The following is a 17,535-nucleotide window of genomic DNA, read 5'->3' on the forward strand; positions in this document are numbered from 1 at the left end:
TTAAAATGGAAAACTTAAGAATTGATATCTCGAAAACCTCTGTATCACAAGAGGTAGTGAATGGGTATAAAAGTGAAATGGCTTCTCACCTAAAAGCTTTATACGAAAAAACAGGAAAAGGAAACGACTTTTTAGGTTGGGTAAATCTTCCATCAAGCATTAACGATGCACAATTAGCCGATATTGAAGCTACTGCAAAAAAGCTACAAGACAAGGCTGATATTGTGGTTGTTATTGGTATTGGAGGTAGCTACCTAGGCGCTAGAGCTGTAATTGATGCACTTTCTAATTCTTTCGACCATTTAATTACTGATCGTAAAACTCCAGTAGTTGTTTATGCTGGTCAGAATATTGGTGAAGATTATACTGCAGAGCTTTTAGATTTATTAAAAGATAAATCATTTGCCTTAGTATCAATTTCTAAATCGGGTACTACAACTGAGCCTGCTTTAGCATTCCGTTTATTAAGAAATTTATTGGTAAGCAAATACTCTCCTGAAGAAGTAAAAGAGCGTATTGTTGCTGTTACTGATGGTTCAAAAGGTGCTTTACGTACTTTAGCTGACCAAGAAGGTTATAAAACTTACGTTATTCCTGACGATGTTGGTGGACGTTTCTCTGTATTAACTCCTGTTGGATTATTACCGATCGCAATCGCAGGTGTTGATATCCGTGCTTTGGTAAAAGGAGCTCAGGATATGGAAAAAATTGTTGCCGACGAAAAAGAAAACAGTGCTGCTGCAACTTATGCTGCTGTTAGAAACGAACTTTACCGTAACGGAAAAGGAACTGAGATTTTAGTAAACTACCAACCAAAGCTTCATTTTGTTGCTGAGTGGTGGAAACAATTATATGGTGAGAGTGAAGGAAAAGATGGCAAAGGAATTTTCCCAGCTGCTGTTGATTTCTCTACAGATCTTCACTCAATGGGGCAGTGGATTCAAGAAGGTGTGCGTAACATCTTTGAAACTATTGTAACCATTAAAACACCTAACAGAACGGTTAACGTACCAACTGACGAAGCTAATCTTGATGGATTAAACTTCTTAGCCGGGAAACGTGTTGACGAGGTAAATAAAATGGCTGAGCTAGGTACATTAATCGCTCACGTAGATGGTGATGTTCCTAACATTAAAGTTGAATTACCAGAGTTAAACGCTTATTATTTAGGTCAGATGATTTATTTCTTTGAAATAGCCTGTGGTATTAGCGGATACTTATTAGAGGTAAATCCTTTTGATCAACCAGGTGTTGAAGCATACAAAAAAAACATGTTTGCTTTATTAGAAAAGCCAGGTCACGAGGAAGATACTAAAGCGATAAAAGCACGTTTATAATTAAACGTAGCTTTCAATATTATTGAATCCTCATACACTATGTGTATGGGGATTTTTAATTTAAAGTTGTTTATAAGCTTCCTTTACATTGTAAGATAAACTCATTAAATTATATAGAGTTTAATCATTAAATGGAGGGATAAGCTATGCCACTTACAAAGATTGAAGAATACCTACGTGAAAACGATATCTCGTTTAACAAAATTGTGCACCACACAACTCACACTGCGCAAAGAACCGCTGCCGACGTACACTTAACCGGGCATGAAATTGCCAAAACTGTAATTGTAAAAATGGACAGTAAACTGGCCATGGTGGTTTTACCCGGTGATATGCATGTTAACTTAGAACAGTTAAGAATTGAAACAAAAAGCGAAAACATCAGACTCGCCAGCGAATCTGAGTTTAAAGATTCTTTTGGCAACTGTGAGGTTGGTGCCATGCCACCATTTGGTAATTTATATGATATGCCTGTATATGTTGCCAAATCATTAACAACCGAAGTTTTTGTAGCATTTAATGCATGTGCCCACGATTTGCTAATACAAATGAAATACAAGGACTTTGAAGCCCTTGTAAAACCAACCATACTCGAAATTGCATTAAAAACAGCTTAATTACTCAGCATCTGCCTCTTGAATAGGAGGCAGATTTTTACCATCAGGCGCTTCTGTCTTGATATTTGCATTTAAATTTTCAGGAGTTGTGATTATATGTAGATCTCTTTGAGGGAAAGGAATAACAATTCCTTCTTTATCTAAGGCATCATAAATGGCAACACCAACATCACTAACCGTACCCAAACCATTATCAAAATGAGTCCAAAATAGCATCTTAAAATCAATCGAGCTCTCACCATAACCGTCAAAAAGAACCCTTGGCTGTGGAACCTTCAAAACGCCATCAAAAATTTCATTATGCAAAACGTCATTAAGTATTTGCATCACCTTATTTAAATCTGAACCATAAGCAACACCAATCATTATCTTCTGCCTACGCGTGGCATCGGAGAGAGTCCAATTTACCATCTCATTAGATATCAAATTACCATTTGGTACAATCACCTCTGCTCCGTCAAATGTACGAACAGTACTGGCTCTGATGCCAATATCTTTAACTTCACCCATTAAATTCAGGTTATCCAACTGAATGGTATCTCCAACCTGAATAGGTCGCTCAAAGGCCAAGATTAATCCTGAAACCAAATTGTTGAAAATATTCTGAAGTCCAAAACCAATACCAACACCAAGGGCACCAAATATAATAGTGATGTTACTTATATCTATCTCAGCTGCTGCAAAAGCCATTAAGAATCCTACACTAATAATAAATAACCTAATAATCATTGATACTGCACCAGGTACACCTCTAGGCATTTTAAAGTGAGTAAAAACCTCATCGTTTAATAAGAATCGAATAAATTTAGATAGCGATAGCGCCACCATTAATGTGATAAAAAATGAGAGTAAACTTCCTAACGATAGGCTCATGGTGCCTAATTTAGTTGTAGCAGTTAAAACACCTTCTAGCCAAGCATAAACATCCGAATATATATTAAAACTAACCAGCGAGAAGTATACCCAATAAAAGAAAGCAAATACACTTAGGTATTTTTTAACCTTACTCATAACTAATGAAGGGTATTCGGTGAATATGTTGGAACGGAACCTTGGTCCGAACTTCACTAAAACACCAATTAAATTGATAAATACTTTCGCGGTTGCGGATATCAGTACTGCACCAAAAATTAATTTAAAATAGCCTTCCACCAATAAGCTCGAGAAACCAGTATTACCAATTACAGATAGGATAAAAGACAGGATAAACCCAAACGCTGAAAAGCCAAATAAGAACTTATAGAATTTTTGTTTAACATCGCTATATTCTTTATCTAAGTTTCGGTACTTTCTAAATATCCAGAAAACCATAAAAACACCTAGGGTACACTGAAATACAAGTATTAATTGATTGAATAGAACTAAATCAGCTGTAACAATACCACACAAAACACTACCCATATAAGCAAAGAATATATAGAAGAAATTCTTAGGTACTTCCTTAATAATATTCGGAATTGTAAATGCCATTGGAATGGTGTATAAAATTCCCAAACTCAACAACATACTAATGGGCATATTACTAATAATAGTTTCGGCAAAAAGCAAAGCTATCATTAAGGCTAAAGCCAATGGATGTTTTAATAATATTAGGCATAAGGATACGTATTGATCGTATTCTTTTAATCCTTCCTTTAATAGTATGGTTCTTAAGTACAGTAATGCAAAGAAAATAATCAACAGAAAAAATAAGAATACGGATATTCCTATGATATTATCATTCAAGTCATCTTTAATTGTTCTCACATTATCCGCGACAACAAGTTTGAACTTAGATGATTTTACCTCGGTAGTATCGGTTTTAAAGCTAATAGTCTTCCATAAAGGGGGACTATCCAATGCGAAAATATTTCCTTTCAAAAGGCTCTGTACCTCTACAAGACCCGTTTCTAATTCATCTAGATAAATAATACTTCCTGTTATATCTGATTGCAAATCGAGTGTTTGGTTCTGAACATCATTAATTTTCTTGTCTTGCTTTTTTAATAGCTTAATATTATTCTCTATCTGGGTAATCAGCTTTTCTGGCCGTTCTTCTTCTAAGGCTAACTCCTTGGTTAAAGCCCATCTTTTTAGCAATACTTGAAGCTCAGTAACAAAATCTCCCATATTAATAGATGATGATATGAGTGATTGTTTAAAAACATCTAACTGCTTCTTATAGTCGGCAACTTGTATTGAGTAATGCTCAGCGTCCTTATAATTTAAATTATCGAGTGAATCGATATTTAGACTTTGCTTTAACTCACTTACACTATTTATTAGATCGTATATTATTGAATCTTCCTCAAGTATATTAAGAGATGGTTTTAAGTCTCCGTCTGTTTTTCGAATCAAATTGAATATAGATTCTGTTTCATTTCCAATTTCTTCAACAGCATACGATTTTAACTCAACCTTTGCTGAATCTGGTTGAGTGCTATTTTGAGATGATACGTATAAACCTGTTAATGGAGATAAGAGAAAAATTAAAGTTAGTAGAGATAAGGTGTACAATTTCATAATAATAAAGATTTAACTAGGAGCTTAGAACAAGATAAAGAAAAGTAACAATATAAATCAAAAAAAGCTGTTCCAACGTTTTGGCAACAGCTTTTTTTGTACTAGCAAAATCGAAAAGGTAAAAAAATAGTAGCTATTTTTTTATTTTAATCATTCTCATAAAGCATCATTAATATTTAATAATTGCTTTTAAAAACAGCAATAAGACTTCTTAAAATCTAATTGCGATACAAACAAACTAAACAAAATGATTCTGTGCAACAAAAAGGTATAGCAGACCATGAGTGGGGCTTAAATACTGAAATGTGGGGTGAAATTCCTATATGTGGGATGAAAATTCACTAATTGAAATTCACAATATTAACATCATATTTATCAATAAATAAATCTATCCTTAAAAATTTATACCTACTTTCGTACTAAATGAATTTAAACAATAAAATACCTACATATTTTATCCTAAAAAAGAACATTACAAACCTTGTTCTTTTTACGGCTGGTTTTGCCCTACTCTTTATAAACCTTTACTCACCATTTGATGTGAAGAATTGGTTTGGTTTAAACCTGAAATCCCAAGAACTCTTTTTTTATTCTAGCTTAATTATTCTTACGGGTGTTCTTGTGGTTGTTGTATCGCGCGTTTTATTATACCAGTATAATAAAAGAGAGATAAGGACTACTATGCTTGGCTTTGCTCTAATAATAGCTGCTGAGGTAATGAGTATGTCGTTATTCTACACCTTTTACGAAGCATTCTTTATAACTGATGACGATAGATCATTTCTAGAGGTATTTAATGTATCCTTTCAAAATACCACTTTAGTTCTATTGCTACCATATGCAGTGATGTGGCTGTACTTTTCGTATGTGGATAAAATCCATAAGCTGAAAATACTTACCGAACAAGATGAAGAGATAAATAGTATAGATAGTAACTCTATGGTTCTTTTTAAGGATGAAAAAGGAACCATGAGAATAAGTCTGAAACTACAGGACTTATTGTATATAAAAGCTACAGATAATTATGTAACCATATTCTATGTAAGCCCTAAAGGTATTTCGCGCCATCTACTAAGAAATACCATAAAGAACATAGAAAAGGAGTTTATAGATTTTCCCTTGAAACGATGTCACAGATCGTACATGGTTAACTTTGATAAGGTTAAAATAATTAGGCGTGAAAAAGGAGGTCTAATACTTGAAATGGAAACCGACCCAATTGTTGAAGTACCCGTATCGAAAACCTACATGGATCAAATATTTGAACTTTTTAAAAAGAACTAATTCTTATTAAAAGGTAAAATTAGATAAGTATAAATATAACATCCTAAACAGAAATTAAATACCAATTCAAGTCCTGCACAGAATCCTAGTACTAGCGCTAAGGCAAAACTTAGTTGAGCAAATCCAAGTAGATAAGTTACGAAGATTAATAATGATAATATTAACCCCAAACGAGCAGCAAATACCTTTGGTGCTTTATTTATTTGCACTCCCTTTATATTAGTAAACGAACTAATTTTAGTTGCTACAATTGTCAATAAACTATATTCCCCTTTTTCAAACGATCGCAAAGCAAAATCTACCAAAAGAAATAATGGCAAAAGAATAGTTGGCTTAATGGCGAATACAACAAGTAATACAACTACTGATAATGCAACTATTCGTGGAATTGCATCATATACTTTATCTGCGGAAATTGGACATATCAATTGGTTCATATCATATCAGTTTTATATATAAACTGTTTACAATAAGCAATTGTTTCTTAAAAAAGCTTATTATATCCTACCATTAGAGTATGTTTCGTAGGACAAAATACACAGAACATAATAAAGCCAGAATAAATCACTAGTAGCAATCCGTTCTGGCTCTAATAAAGAATATTTTAATTATTAATAACTTAAAGTCTTTCCTGTAACCGCAATGAAAATATCCATGTCACGCAGATCGTTCTTTAACTGAAGGAGTTTTTCAATAGAGATCAACCCAACTTTATAGTTATAAAGAGGTCCTGAATAGGATTCCGTTACACTTACAAAATTAAACTTCGACAGATCAGACTCATTTTTATAACGCAAATATATTTCAATACTTCCACTTTTATCGTAATCAAGATTGGTATAGTAGTTCATCTTCTTATACTCATAACGATAATCGTGAGCTAAGGCAGTGATATCTGAAAGAACCGCCGATCCGGTAGGGTGACCACCTGCTCCCTTGCCAAACATGAATTGTTTATCGTAAGCCAATCCTTTTACAACAACGCCGTTAAACTCATCCTCAACATTGTAGATGTATTTATCTCTATTCACCAAACGAGGTAAAACAAAAAGAGATAGCTTATTATTATCAAGTCGCTCTACCTGCCCTACAAGTTTGATCTTAAAGCCTTTTTCTTTCGCGTAATTAATATCGAAATCAGATATATTAGAAATTCCATAATTTAATACATCCTCAGGATTTACAATTGTACCAAAACTATGTGCAGTAAGAATAACCAACTTAAATAAGGCATCAAAACCATCTACATCAAAAGTCGGGTCTGCCTCCGCGAAACCAAGATCTTGAGCTTCTTTTAATGCTTCGTTATAAGGTTTATTGTGATCAAATATTTTGGTAAGAATATAATTAGATGAACCATTAAGGATACCCGTTACAGATAATAATAAATCATTATCGTAATATTCTTCAAGGTTTCGAATAACAGGAATACTTCCGCAAGCAGAGGCTTCATATAATAATGAAACGTTATAATCTTTTTGCAGTTGGATTAACTCAGCCAAATTTTCAGCAATCATTTTCTTATTAGCTGAAACAACATTTTTACCCCACTCTAGAGAGCGCTTTACTATTGGGTAAGCCTCATCGGCATCAGATATTAACTCTACTACTAGATTAATATCCTTATTCGATAAAATATCTTCTGGGCTATAACAGAATAACTCTTCAGGTAGTGAACGTTGTTTCTTATTTTTAACGCATATAGATACGATTTCTACGTTGAGTGCAGGGCTCTTTTTTAGAACATCGTATAAACCTTGACCTACTACTCCAAAGCCAAATAATCCTATTTTTAATTTCTTGTTCATTCTAATCTGGATAAAAAGATGGCTTCCTGTAACAATTACAAGAAGCCATTAATATTTAAAAATTATGATTTTGCAAAACCTACACTTAGGTCTGCAATAATATCATCTATATGCTCAATTCCTACAGATAAACGTAATAAACCAGGCTCAACACCTGTTGCTTTTTGCTCATCTAATGATAATTGTTCATGCGTAGTAGAGCTTGGGTGAATAATTAATGTTTTTGCATCACCAATATTAGCCAAATGACTTACCAACTCAAGACTATTAATAAACTTATCTCCACGCGAAGCTTCTCCTTTTACTTTAAAAGTCATTACGCCTCCAAATCCTCTCTTCAAATATTTTTTAGCTCTATCATGATAAGGACTACTCTCTAGGCCTGGATAGTTGACATACTCAACCTCATCATGAGCCTCAAGCCACTGGGCAACTTTCAAGGCATTTTCAACTGTTCTATCTAAACGAAGAGAAAGCGTTTCTAAACCTTGAATTAATTGAAAAGAATTAAATGGGCTAAGTGCTGGTCCGAAGTCGCGTAAACCTTCCACTCTACATCTTATGGCAAACGCAATATTACCGAATGGTCCGTTTACACCAAAAACATCAGAAAATACCAAACCATGATATCCTTCACTAGGCTCTGAAAGCGATGGGAATTTACCATTACCCCAATCAAAATTACCTCCATCAACTATAACTCCACCAACTGAAGTTCCATGTCCACCAATCCACTTAGTGGCCGACTCAACAACAACGTTAGCACCATGCTCTAAAGGTCGAAAAATATAACCACCCGCTCCAAAAGTATTATCTACAATTAAAGGGATACCGTGCTTGGATGCAATGGCCCCTAACTCTTCGAAATCAGGTATATCAAATTTAGGATTACCAATGGTTTCAACGTAAATTGCTTTTGTTTTTTCATCAATCTGAGCTTCGTAATCAGCAGGATCATCACTTACTACAAATTTTACATTTACACCTAAGCGTTTAAACTGTACCTTAAACTGATTGTAAGTACCTCCATATAATGAAGCTGATGAAATAAAATTATCACCTGCCTCAACAATGTTATTCATTGCAATAAACTGAGCCGCTTGACCTGATCCTACAGCAACAGCACCAACACCACCTTCGAGGGCAGCAATACGCTTTTCAAATACATCCGTAGTGGGGTTCATAATACGGGTGTAAATATTTCCAAACTCTTTTAAACCAAACAGATTTGCAGCGTGTTCTGAATCGTTAAATATATAAGATGAGGTTTGATAAATAGGAACAGCTCTGGAATTTGTATCAGAGTCAACCTCATGTCCTGCATGTAATTGTAATGTTTCAAACTTTAAATCTGCCATGGTCAATTATATTTAATGGTTACTATTAATTATAAGCTTAACGTTTATAATGGCGAACGCATTATATGGCAATTTGTTTAGTATATAACGCGCTGCATCACTAACGTGACATCATCATACAACGCATCATACTACAAATAAATGTAGAATGAATGGAGTGTGTAAAACGAAGTTTACGCACTAATAAGAATGGTGATATGTGAATTTGTTCAAACACTAAAAATTTCTTTCAAACAAATAAAGAGAAAAATAAAGAGAATAAAAAAAATAACTGCTTTATACATTACAATAATTCCGACAATAGTGGCATGTATTTTGTTAACTCACAGTTAATATCAAAACTTTATTTAACTCATTAATTTTTTTATTGAAATTTTTATTCAGTTATGACGCAACTATTTAAAAGTTGCATCATCTACTAATAGAACACAAAACTAAAAAGCCATGAGACAGATTAAATTACAAGTAGCATCTACATTAAAAGACATTGACGTACCAGTACGTTTTTTAATTTTACAAGCGTTTGTAGTAGCAGTTACAATATTAATGATCATTAAATAGTAACTAGTCTATTTTTAACCCGAATTATTAAGGTTTATTTAAGAGTATTGTAACCTTTCTTACTAAATAAGCCTTTACTTCTTCCTTCTCGTAAACCAAAATGATAAGATATATCAATAATTGGTAGTATCGGAGTTCCACCTCCGGTATTAAGTGTGAGCCAGTATCCTGCGCTCACTGATACCTTGGGTGAAAATGAATATTTCACATGTGCATTATGCTCTATTGCATTTGGATAGGTATTATCTGAGATGATACCTCTTATACCTGCAGATAGAAACAAGTTATTATATATCATGTAATCGGCTTGTAATCGGACAGTACCAAATATATTGTTGCCCACAACAGCGCCGCTGCGTGGTGTAAGAAACTTATTATCCAAGCTAATTGAATCGGCTTGATTAACTCTAATACCAAAGTCAATAGCAATAGCTGCACTTATTATTAAATAAGGTTCTTTCGTCGCTCCACAATTAATCTCCTTTAAAAAGGGCATACTAAAAATAAGCTCGTTCTTCAGTGCAATAGTATTAGGTATACTATTAGCATTTTGTATAGCATTTGAATTAGTCCGGTCGAATAAATATAACAATGGAGTGTAAGAATACAATTGATGTTTACTGGCTACCATAAACTTATTATTATACCATCGTTTTTTGTAATACAAGTTTGGCACAAATAACATTGTACCAATTGATCCTCCAATTTCATCACTTCTTCCTAAAGAGATTCTACTGGGAAATAGAAGTGAAATATCTCCTCCTTTATCAGGAACAACATTAGCAGTTGAGTAACTCCACAGAAAATCGTTACGCACCAATGTGGCCTTTTTACCCATTGGCTGTAATTTATTAAACTTATTATAAGAACTTTTTTTGTCCGCTTCTTCCTGTCGTTTTCTAATCTCTCTCTTCGAAGTACCCTTATTCAGTTTACCTAGGAACTGTGCACTGCACGGGACACTAACGACTAAAATTAAAATTACAAAAACACTTCTAAACATCTAAGAACAAGCTAAACTAGAATAACATACCACGTTTAACGATAATGACTTGAAAATGTTATACTAATTGAAGTTGAAACTTAAGAAACTTTTAACGTAAAAATAGTTTCCATTGTCAAATCTTTGGTATAAATTTGCGGCATGAATGAAAACAAGAAGCACATTGAGAAAATATTGAGCAAATTTCTCGAATTTGGCATCAAGAGTATCAGTATGGATGACATTGCTGCTGAACTAGGCATTTCTAAAAAAAAGCTTTATCAATTATATAAGGATAAAACAGATATAGTTACACAATCCATAGAGGCATTAAAGGGCTATATGCAATCTACCACTAAAGAATTTAACGATTCTACTTTAAATGTTATTGAGAAAGAGATTGAGCATCAAGATAGATACATTGAAACTTACCTGAAAATAAAGCCCACATTTATTTACGATCTTAAAAAGTTCTATCCCGATTTATTTTTGAGTTTTGGATTGTTCAAAAGAGAACTCCTTTTCGAATCAACACATAAGTTTATTGAAGACGGAATTGAACAAGGACTTTTTAGAGAAGATATTGACCCTGTTTACATTGCCAAACATACTATCACAGTAACTGCTGCTTATTTCCATCCAGACATAAATGAGATTAGCGACCAAGACCTAGCATCACGCCACTTTTATAAACAATATTTTCTATACCACTTGAATGGCCTATGTTCTGAGAAAGGAAGGCAAGTATTAAACAAACTGATGCAGAAAAGTAAACTTAACGATAACTAATTTTTATTCATCCCATCCAAAATTGAAACGTAAAAAACTAATACATATATGAAAGAACAATTTTTTAAGAAAAGCATCCCTTTGGCAATTGCTTTTTTAATGATAATACAAACAGCTTATAGTCAATCACAGACGCCGGTTGATAGCACTAACACCGCAGCCGACTCCTTAGCGTTAGCCAACGATACATTGGGTGTACCATCAGATACCATGGAATTCTCATTAGATCAGGCATTGGCTTATGCAACAGAGTTTGGTTACCAAAGCATGAATGCCAATATTGAAATTACTAAAGCAGAGAAAAAGGTAAGAGAAGTATTAGGAACAGGTTTACCGCAGGTTAATGTAAATGGTAATTTTTCTAAAAACCTTGCTTTACAAGAAAATGTACTTGCCATAACAGATCCTGACTCTGGTGAGGAAATGATTCAGAAAATCACTTTTGGTACCGACTACTCTAGCATGATTGGTGGAAGAGTAGATCAACTACTGTTTGACGGTTCCTTTTTTGTTGGATTAAAGGCTAGTAAGGTTTATGTGCAATTATCTGAAAACACAAAAGACAAAACGGATATTGAAGTAAGAAAAGCAGTTTCAGAAGCCTACTTCTTAGTTACTGTTGCTCAAAAGAACGTAATCGATTTTAAATTAAATTTAGAAACGAACGAAAAAACGCTTAAAGATACCAAGGCTCTTTATGAAAATGGATTTAGAGAGGATATTGATGTGGACCAAATCAGACTTTTGGTTAACGAATCGAATCAATTATTTCTTGAGGCGCAACGACAGTTGCATGTAACCGAGGTAGTTTTAAAGTATGCCATGGGATTTGATATTGATAAGCCGCTTAAGATTTCAAGTACAATGGAGGATCTTTTATCGCCAATTCCACTTGAGCCGGGTAATTCATTTGATTATGCCACGCATATCGATTATCAAACTATGAATACACAAGTGGATATTCAGAACCTTATTATTAAAAACCAGAAGGCTTTATTTATGCCTAAGCTGAATGCGTTTTACAATTACGATTTGTATTACTTAGGTTATGAGTTAAACGATTTAATACCAACTTCAGGGTCGGCCATTGGCTTAACGCTATCTATTCCAATTCTATCAGGCGGTACACGAGCTGCTCAATTAAAACAAGAGAAGCTTGAATTATCGAAACTGAATAACGATAGACTGCAGTTAGAGCAAAACCTGAAAAGCGGTTACTATATTTCAAAAAACAACCTGGTTAATTCCAGAATGCAATACATAAATAGTCGCGATGCGCGTGAGATTGCCTTACGCATCTACCAAAAATCATTAATTAAGTTTCAGAATGGATTGCTAAACAGTTTAGAGCTTACGCAAACCGAAAACAAACTGGTACAAGCCCATATTAATTATAGACAAACAGCTGTAGAGTACTACAATAATTATTTAGCATATCAACAAGCAACAAACCAATTATAAACTATTAATAACTCTTACCAATACACTGATGTTGGTTACCACGATAAATTTTAAGCATATGAAAACACGTAATATATTAATCGGATTTATAGCAATTTCGCTTGCTGCATGTTCGGGTAGTGAAACAAAAGAGAAAATAAGTGAGTTAGCTGAATTAAAAGCTGATTTCACTGAGTTGAAAAAACAAATTACGAAACTTGAGAAAGAGATTGAAGAAGAATCAGGAAGCAAAGAAGGCGCAGTTAATGTGGCCACTAAGGTAATTACCCCTGAAACTTACAATCACTATATAGAGGTAACAGGTAAGGTTAAGGCCGATGAAAATACAATCATCAGTCCCGAAGGAGCCGGAAAAATTACTGAGATTTTAGTGGAAGAAGGTGATAATGTACGTAAGGGACAAACATTGGCCTATCTTAATAATGATGCTTTGGATACGCAAATTGAGCAAGCCAAAGTGAACCTTAATTTAGCCATTACTACTTTTGAGCGTCAGGAGAGATTATGGAATCAGAATATTGGTTCAGAGATGGAATACCTGCAAGCTAAATCGAACAAAGAATCATTAGAACAAAACTTAAGATCGCTTAATGCTCAAAAAGATATGATGAGTGTTAAAAGTCAGATTAATGGGGTAGTGGATGAAGTATTTCAACGTAAAGGCGAAATTGCGGGTCCAAGCTTACCTTTTGCGCGTGTGGTAAATATTGACAAAGTATACGTTAATACTGAAGTTGGCGAAAAGTTTTTAGGAACCATCAATAAAGGAGATGCTACAGAAATCTATTTTCCATCGATAAAGAAAACAGTGGATGCAAAAATTTACCGTTCATCAACTGTAATTAATGATATCTCACGAACTTTTAGAGTTAGAATTAACCTAGATAATAAATCGCACGAAATTAAGCCCAACCTATTAACATCGGTTAAGTTGAGAGTTTTTTCTGCCGACGATTTAATTATTGTACCATCTATTTTAGTGAAGCAAGATTTTGAAGGCGAGTTTATTTTTGTTGCCACAGAATCAAACGGTAAAAGCATCGCAAAAAAGCAATATGTAACTTCAATTTTTAATTCTGATAATAAAACCATTATCTCAGAAGGTTTAAAAAGCGGAGATCAAATTATTACGGTTGGTTACGATCAAATTGTAAACGGAACCGAGATAGCTATAGTAAAATCGTAACTCACCTTTTCAAATAATAAATAATGAGTCAAGAAAAAGAACTAGGCACAGAAAACAAAGGCTATCGGAAGTTTAAGCCAACCCTTGCTGCGCTTAATAATAAAAACACCATTTACATACTAACTTTCTTTCTGCTTGTTGCAGGTATTAGTTCGTATAGAGGAATGGAACGTGAGTTATTTCCAGAGGTAGTGATACCGTACATAATGGTGAATACCGTTCACCCCGGTAATAGTCCTTCCGACATGGAAAACCTTATTACGCGCCCTATAGAAAAGGAGCTAAAGGGTTTAAATGGCGTAAAGAAAATGTCATCGGCATCGTTTCAGGATTACAGTTTAATTATTGTTGAGTTTGAAACCGATGTTGAAGTAAAACAAGCTTTACAGGATGTTAAGGATAACGTTGATAAAGCAAAATCAGAATTACCTGATAATTTAGAAAAGGAACCTACCGTTGATGATATCGACTTTTCAGAATTCCCTATCTTAAATATTAACCTTTCGGGAGATTACTCTATTTACGCACTGAAGAAATTTGCGGAGGATTTACAAGACGATTTTGAAGCATTAAGATCCATTAGAGAAGCAGATATAGTAGGGGTTGATGAGCGTGAAATTCAAATTAATGTTGATCCGTTTTTATTGGAATCAATGGATTTAACTTTCTACGATGTGGAGCAAGCCCTATTGGCGGAGAACATCACCCTTGGAGCCGGAGAGCTTAAGGTAGATGGTACACGCAGATCTATTACAACGCAGGCTGATTATAAATCGATGGAGCAAATTCGCAATACCATTGTGAGTGCCAAAGATGGAAATATCAGATACATTAAAGATGTGGCCGAAGTGGTTGATGGATTCGAAGAGAAATCTTCTATCTCGGTATTAGATCGTAAACCAGTGGTAACACTTTCTATTGTAAAACGAAGTGGCGAAAACTTATTGGATGCTACCGATGATATTTACCGCATTATTAGAGAGAAACAAGAAGCCCGTCAGCTTCCGCAAGATTTAAATATTGTAATTACCGATGACCAATCAACCAGTATAAAATCGCAGATTAGTAATCTCGAAAATAGTATCCTTATGGGAATGCTATTGGTTATTTTGGTGCTTTACATCTTTATGGGTATCCGCAATGCCATCTTCTCAGGTTTGGCTATCCCTATGTCAATGTTTATCTCATTCTATGTACTTTCAGCCATGGGATACACCATTAATACCATGATTTTATTTGGTTTATTATTGGCCCTTGGTATGTTGGTTGATAATGCCATTGTGGTGGTTGAAAACTCGTATCGTTTACACGAGGAAGGATTCTCAAAGTTAGAAGCCATTAAAAGAGGTACCAGCGAAATTGCCATTCCTATTATATCATCAACAGCAACTACTTTAGCAGCCTTTTTACCATTGCTAATGTGGCCGGGTATTGTGGGCGACTTTATGAGCTATATGCCTATTACGCTTATCATTGTGTTGGCATCGTCGCTATTTGTAGCCTTGGTATTAAACCCTGTGTTTGCTGCACAATTCATGAAAATTGAAGACATCACTGAAAAGAAAAACCGCAAAAAAACCTTCATCATTGTGGGAATTCTTGGTGCTATTGGAGTATTGTTTTATATAGGTGGAAGCATGCTTTGGGGTAATATATTTATCATCCCTCTACTAATAACTACCATCAATGTATTTGCTGTTAAACCATTTGCCGTATGGTTTCAAGGAAAAGGAATTCCTAAAATGGAAAGCATGTACGAAAACAGTTTACGTAAAGCTTTGGGTAAAAAAACATCGGTAATACTTCTTGTATCTTCTGTTTTACTATTCATATTTTCTATCATGTTTTATGGTGCTGCGGGTACAAATACCATATTTTTCCCTAGCAGTCAGCCTAAAACCATTTACATTACTGCCGAGTTACCTTTGGGAACCGATTTAGATGTTACCGAATCCATTATGGTAGACGTTGAAAACAAGATGTACGAGGTAATAGGTAAATACGAGCCAATCATTAAATCGGTAGGTTTAACCATTGGTAAGGGTAAAGGCGGAATGTTTGAAGCAGATCGATCGCCAAACAAAGCATTAACTACTATTACTTTTGTTGATTACGAAGACAGACTTGGTATTAGTACCACCGAAATAATGCGCGAATTAACCGATGCATTTCAGGGCTATTTAGGCGTTAAAATATTTATTGAGAAAGAAGATGAAGGACCTCCGGTTGGTAAACCTATTAACATTGAGGTTTCAGGAGACAAATTTCAAGAGCTATTAACTACTACTGAGGATATGATTCGTGTAATTAACGATGATAAAATCCCGGGTATCGAAAAGCTTCAGATTGATCTGAATCCGAATAAGCCAGAGATGCTGCTTGAAATTGACCGTGAAAAGGCACGTAGGGTAGGTTTATCAACTCAAATGATTGCAGGTACCATTAGAACTGCCGTTTATGGTAGCAACGTGGATAAGTATAAGGAGAACGAAGACGAATTTGATATTATGGTTCGTTTAGATGAGAAGTACAGAAATAGTACCAGTCATTTATTGAATCTTAAAATGAGAATTGAGCAAAATGGTACACCTTATTTCTTGCCTATTTCGTCGGTTGCCGATTATAAATACAGCACTACCTACGAAAAAATTAATCGTATCGATAACAATAGGGTAATTACTATTTACTCAAACATCAACGAAGGTTTTAATGCCAATACCATTAATGAGCGTATCCGCGAAATTTTAAAATCGTACGAAATGCCTGTTGGTTATAAATGGAAAATGACCGGAGAGCAAGAGAGCCAAAAAGAAACTTCTGATTTCTTGGTGGGTGCACTGCTTCTTGCGGTTGCTTTAATTGCCATGATATTAATTACGCAATTTAACTCTGCTGTTAAGCCATTTATCATATTGGGTACCGTGCTTTTAAGTACCATTGGTGTATTTTTTGGATTGGGAACCTTTCAGATGGACTTTGTGATTCTGATGACAGGGGTAGGGATTGTATCCCTTGCAGGTATTGTTGTAAATAATGGTATTGTACTCATCGATTACATTGATATTCTAAGAAAGGATCGTAAAAAAGAATTGGGCTTAAAAGAATTTGAGCGCTTACCTATTGCTGAAGAAATGGAGTGTATTGTACAAGGTGGTAAAACACGTTTACGTCCAGTGTTACTTACGGCAATTACTACGGTATTAGGTTTGATTCCTTTGGCAACAGGTTTTAACTTCGATTTTTCTGGCTTACTTTCTGAGTTAAATCCACACGTCTATTTTGGTGGCGATAATGCCGATTTCTGGTCGCCAATGGCATGGACCGTAATTTTTGGTTTAACCACCTCAACAGTGTTAACCTTAATTATGTCTCCGGTTATGTTTTTAGTAGCTGTTAAAGTTCGAAATAAAGTAGCCAAGCCAAAAACAGAGGCAGATATGTAAGTTATTACATCGCTATATAACAAGGCCGTTTCTTAATTGAAGCGGCCTTTTTTTATGGTGTAAAACCGATTCTCTGCAATAAACACTAGAGCCTTAGTAAGCCCTAAAAACACTGTATTTGTAGCACATGCCACAGCTGTGTTATACGCTATTGTTTATAACTAATCCTCCCAAACTATTGGATATATTAATCAAAATCAATATTTT

Annotated in this window: 12 protein-coding genes; 7 read left to right on the forward strand and 5 right to left on the reverse strand. The window is 34.6% G+C overall.

The window, feature by feature from the left end; genetic code table 11:
• Positions 1–5 precede the first annotated feature (5 nt).
• Both QMO11_RS04030 and QMO11_RS04035 read left to right on the forward strand, forming a co-directional pair.
• On the forward strand, positions 6–1,337 hold the full coding sequence (locus QMO11_RS04030; RefSeq protein WP_282036140.1) for a glucose-6-phosphate isomerase: 1,332 nt from the start codon (positions 6–8) through the stop codon (positions 1,335–1,337).
• Between the two features lie 146 nt (positions 1,338–1,483).
• A complete protein-coding gene (locus QMO11_RS04035; RefSeq protein ID WP_282036141.1) occupies positions 1,484–1,954 on the forward strand; it encodes an aminoacyl-tRNA deacylase in 471 nt (156 codons plus the stop codon).
• Here the strand turns inward: QMO11_RS04035 and QMO11_RS04040 are convergent, their stop codons facing one another.
• A complete protein-coding gene (locus QMO11_RS04040; protein ID WP_282036142.1) occupies positions 1,955–4,456 on the reverse strand; it encodes a mechanosensitive ion channel domain-containing protein in 2,502 nt (833 codons plus the stop codon). It lies immediately after the preceding gene.
• Between the two features lie 423 nt (positions 4,457–4,879).
• On the opposite strand from QMO11_RS04040, the gene QMO11_RS04045 reads away from it, so the two are divergent.
• Positions 4,880–5,740, forward strand: a complete 861-nt coding sequence (locus QMO11_RS04045; protein ID WP_282036143.1) for a LytR/AlgR family response regulator transcription factor — start codon at positions 4,880–4,882, stop codon at positions 5,738–5,740.
• Here QMO11_RS04045 and QMO11_RS04050 read toward each other — a convergent pair.
• From QMO11_RS04050 to QMO11_RS04065, 4 genes are all read right to left on the reverse strand, one after another.
• Positions 5,737–6,177 carry a DUF4395 family protein gene (locus QMO11_RS04050; RefSeq protein WP_282036144.1) on the reverse strand — a complete coding sequence of 147 codons (441 nt, stop codon included), beginning with the start codon at positions 6,175–6,177 and terminating at the stop codon, positions 5,737–5,739. The genes QMO11_RS04045 and QMO11_RS04050 overlap by 4 nt on opposite strands.
• A gap of 174 nt (positions 6,178–6,351) precedes the next feature.
• Positions 6,352–7,548: a homoserine dehydrogenase gene (locus tag QMO11_RS04055; protein ID WP_282036145.1), complete on the reverse strand. Its 1,197-nt coding sequence runs from the start codon at positions 7,546–7,548 to the stop codon at positions 6,352–6,354.
• Between the two features lie 62 nt (positions 7,549–7,610).
• On the reverse strand, positions 7,611–8,906 hold the full coding sequence (locus QMO11_RS04060) for an O-acetylhomoserine aminocarboxypropyltransferase/cysteine synthase family protein (protein ID WP_282036146.1): 1,296 nt from the start codon (positions 8,904–8,906) through the stop codon (positions 7,611–7,613).
• Between the two features lie 595 nt (positions 8,907–9,501).
• Positions 9,502–10,470, reverse strand: coding sequence for a hypothetical protein (locus tag QMO11_RS04065; RefSeq protein WP_282036147.1), 969 nt, complete (start codon positions 10,468–10,470; stop codon positions 9,502–9,504).
• Positions 10,471–10,611: 141 nt separating this feature from the next.
• Here QMO11_RS04065 and QMO11_RS04070 point away from each other — a divergent pair, with 141 nt between their 5' ends.
• From QMO11_RS04070 to QMO11_RS04085, 4 genes are read left to right on the forward strand one after another with little or no spacing between them, the layout of a single operon-like run.
• On the forward strand, positions 10,612–11,238 hold the full coding sequence (locus QMO11_RS04070; RefSeq protein ID WP_282036149.1) for a TetR/AcrR family transcriptional regulator: 627 nt from the start codon (positions 10,612–10,614) through the stop codon (positions 11,236–11,238).
• A 48-nt stretch (positions 11,239–11,286) separates the two neighbouring features.
• Positions 11,287–12,699, forward strand: coding sequence for a TolC family protein (locus tag QMO11_RS04075; RefSeq protein WP_282036150.1), 1,413 nt, complete (start codon positions 11,287–11,289; stop codon positions 12,697–12,699).
• Positions 12,700–12,757: 58 nt separating this feature from the next.
• Positions 12,758–13,885: an efflux RND transporter periplasmic adaptor subunit gene (locus QMO11_RS04080; RefSeq protein WP_171973216.1), complete on the forward strand. Its 1,128-nt coding sequence runs from the start codon at positions 12,758–12,760 to the stop codon at positions 13,883–13,885.
• A 23-nt stretch (positions 13,886–13,908) separates the two neighbouring features.
• Complete coding sequence (locus QMO11_RS04085; RefSeq protein WP_282036151.1) at positions 13,909–17,328, forward strand: efflux RND transporter permease subunit; 3,420 nt, start codon at positions 13,909–13,911, stop codon at positions 17,326–17,328.
• Positions 17,329–17,535 lie beyond the last annotated feature (207 nt).

The sequence above is a fragment of the Saccharicrinis aurantiacus genome (assembly GCF_947489045.1).
In the GTDB taxonomy this organism is placed as follows: Bacteria; Bacteroidota; Bacteroidia; order Bacteroidales; family Marinilabiliaceae; genus Saccharicrinis; species Saccharicrinis aurantiacus.

Bases quoted from the DNA above. Each gene is read 5' to 3' on its own strand.
- QMO11_RS04030 (WP_282036140.1), top strand. From the start codon at position 6: ATGGAAAACTTAAGAATTGATATCTCGAAAACCTCTGTATCACAAGAG.
- QMO11_RS04035 (WP_282036141.1), top strand. From the start codon at position 1,484: ATGCCACTTACAAAGATTGAAGAATACCTACGTGAAAACGATATCTCG.
- QMO11_RS04040 (WP_282036142.1), bottom strand. From the start codon at position 4,456: ATGAAATTGTACACCTTATCTCTACTAACTTTAATTTTTCTCTTATCT.
- QMO11_RS04045 (WP_282036143.1), top strand. From the start codon at position 4,880: ATGAATTTAAACAATAAAATACCTACATATTTTATCCTAAAAAAGAAC.
- QMO11_RS04050 (WP_282036144.1), bottom strand. From the start codon at position 6,177: ATGAACCAATTGATATGTCCAATTTCCGCAGATAAAGTATATGATGCA.
- QMO11_RS04055 (WP_282036145.1), bottom strand. From the start codon at position 7,548: ATGAACAAGAAATTAAAAATAGGATTATTTGGCTTTGGAGTAGTAGGT.
- QMO11_RS04060 (WP_282036146.1), bottom strand. From the start codon at position 8,906: ATGGCAGATTTAAAGTTTGAAACATTACAATTACATGCAGGACATGAG.
- QMO11_RS04065 (WP_282036147.1), bottom strand. From the start codon at position 10,470: ATGTTTAGAAGTGTTTTTGTAATTTTAATTTTAGTCGTTAGTGTCCCG.
- QMO11_RS04070 (WP_282036149.1), top strand. From the start codon at position 10,612: ATGAATGAAAACAAGAAGCACATTGAGAAAATATTGAGCAAATTTCTC.
- QMO11_RS04075 (WP_282036150.1), top strand. From the start codon at position 11,287: ATGAAAGAACAATTTTTTAAGAAAAGCATCCCTTTGGCAATTGCTTTT.
- QMO11_RS04080 (WP_171973216.1), top strand. From the start codon at position 12,758: ATGAAAACACGTAATATATTAATCGGATTTATAGCAATTTCGCTTGCT.
- QMO11_RS04085 (WP_282036151.1), top strand. From the start codon at position 13,909: ATGAGTCAAGAAAAAGAACTAGGCACAGAAAACAAAGGCTATCGGAAG.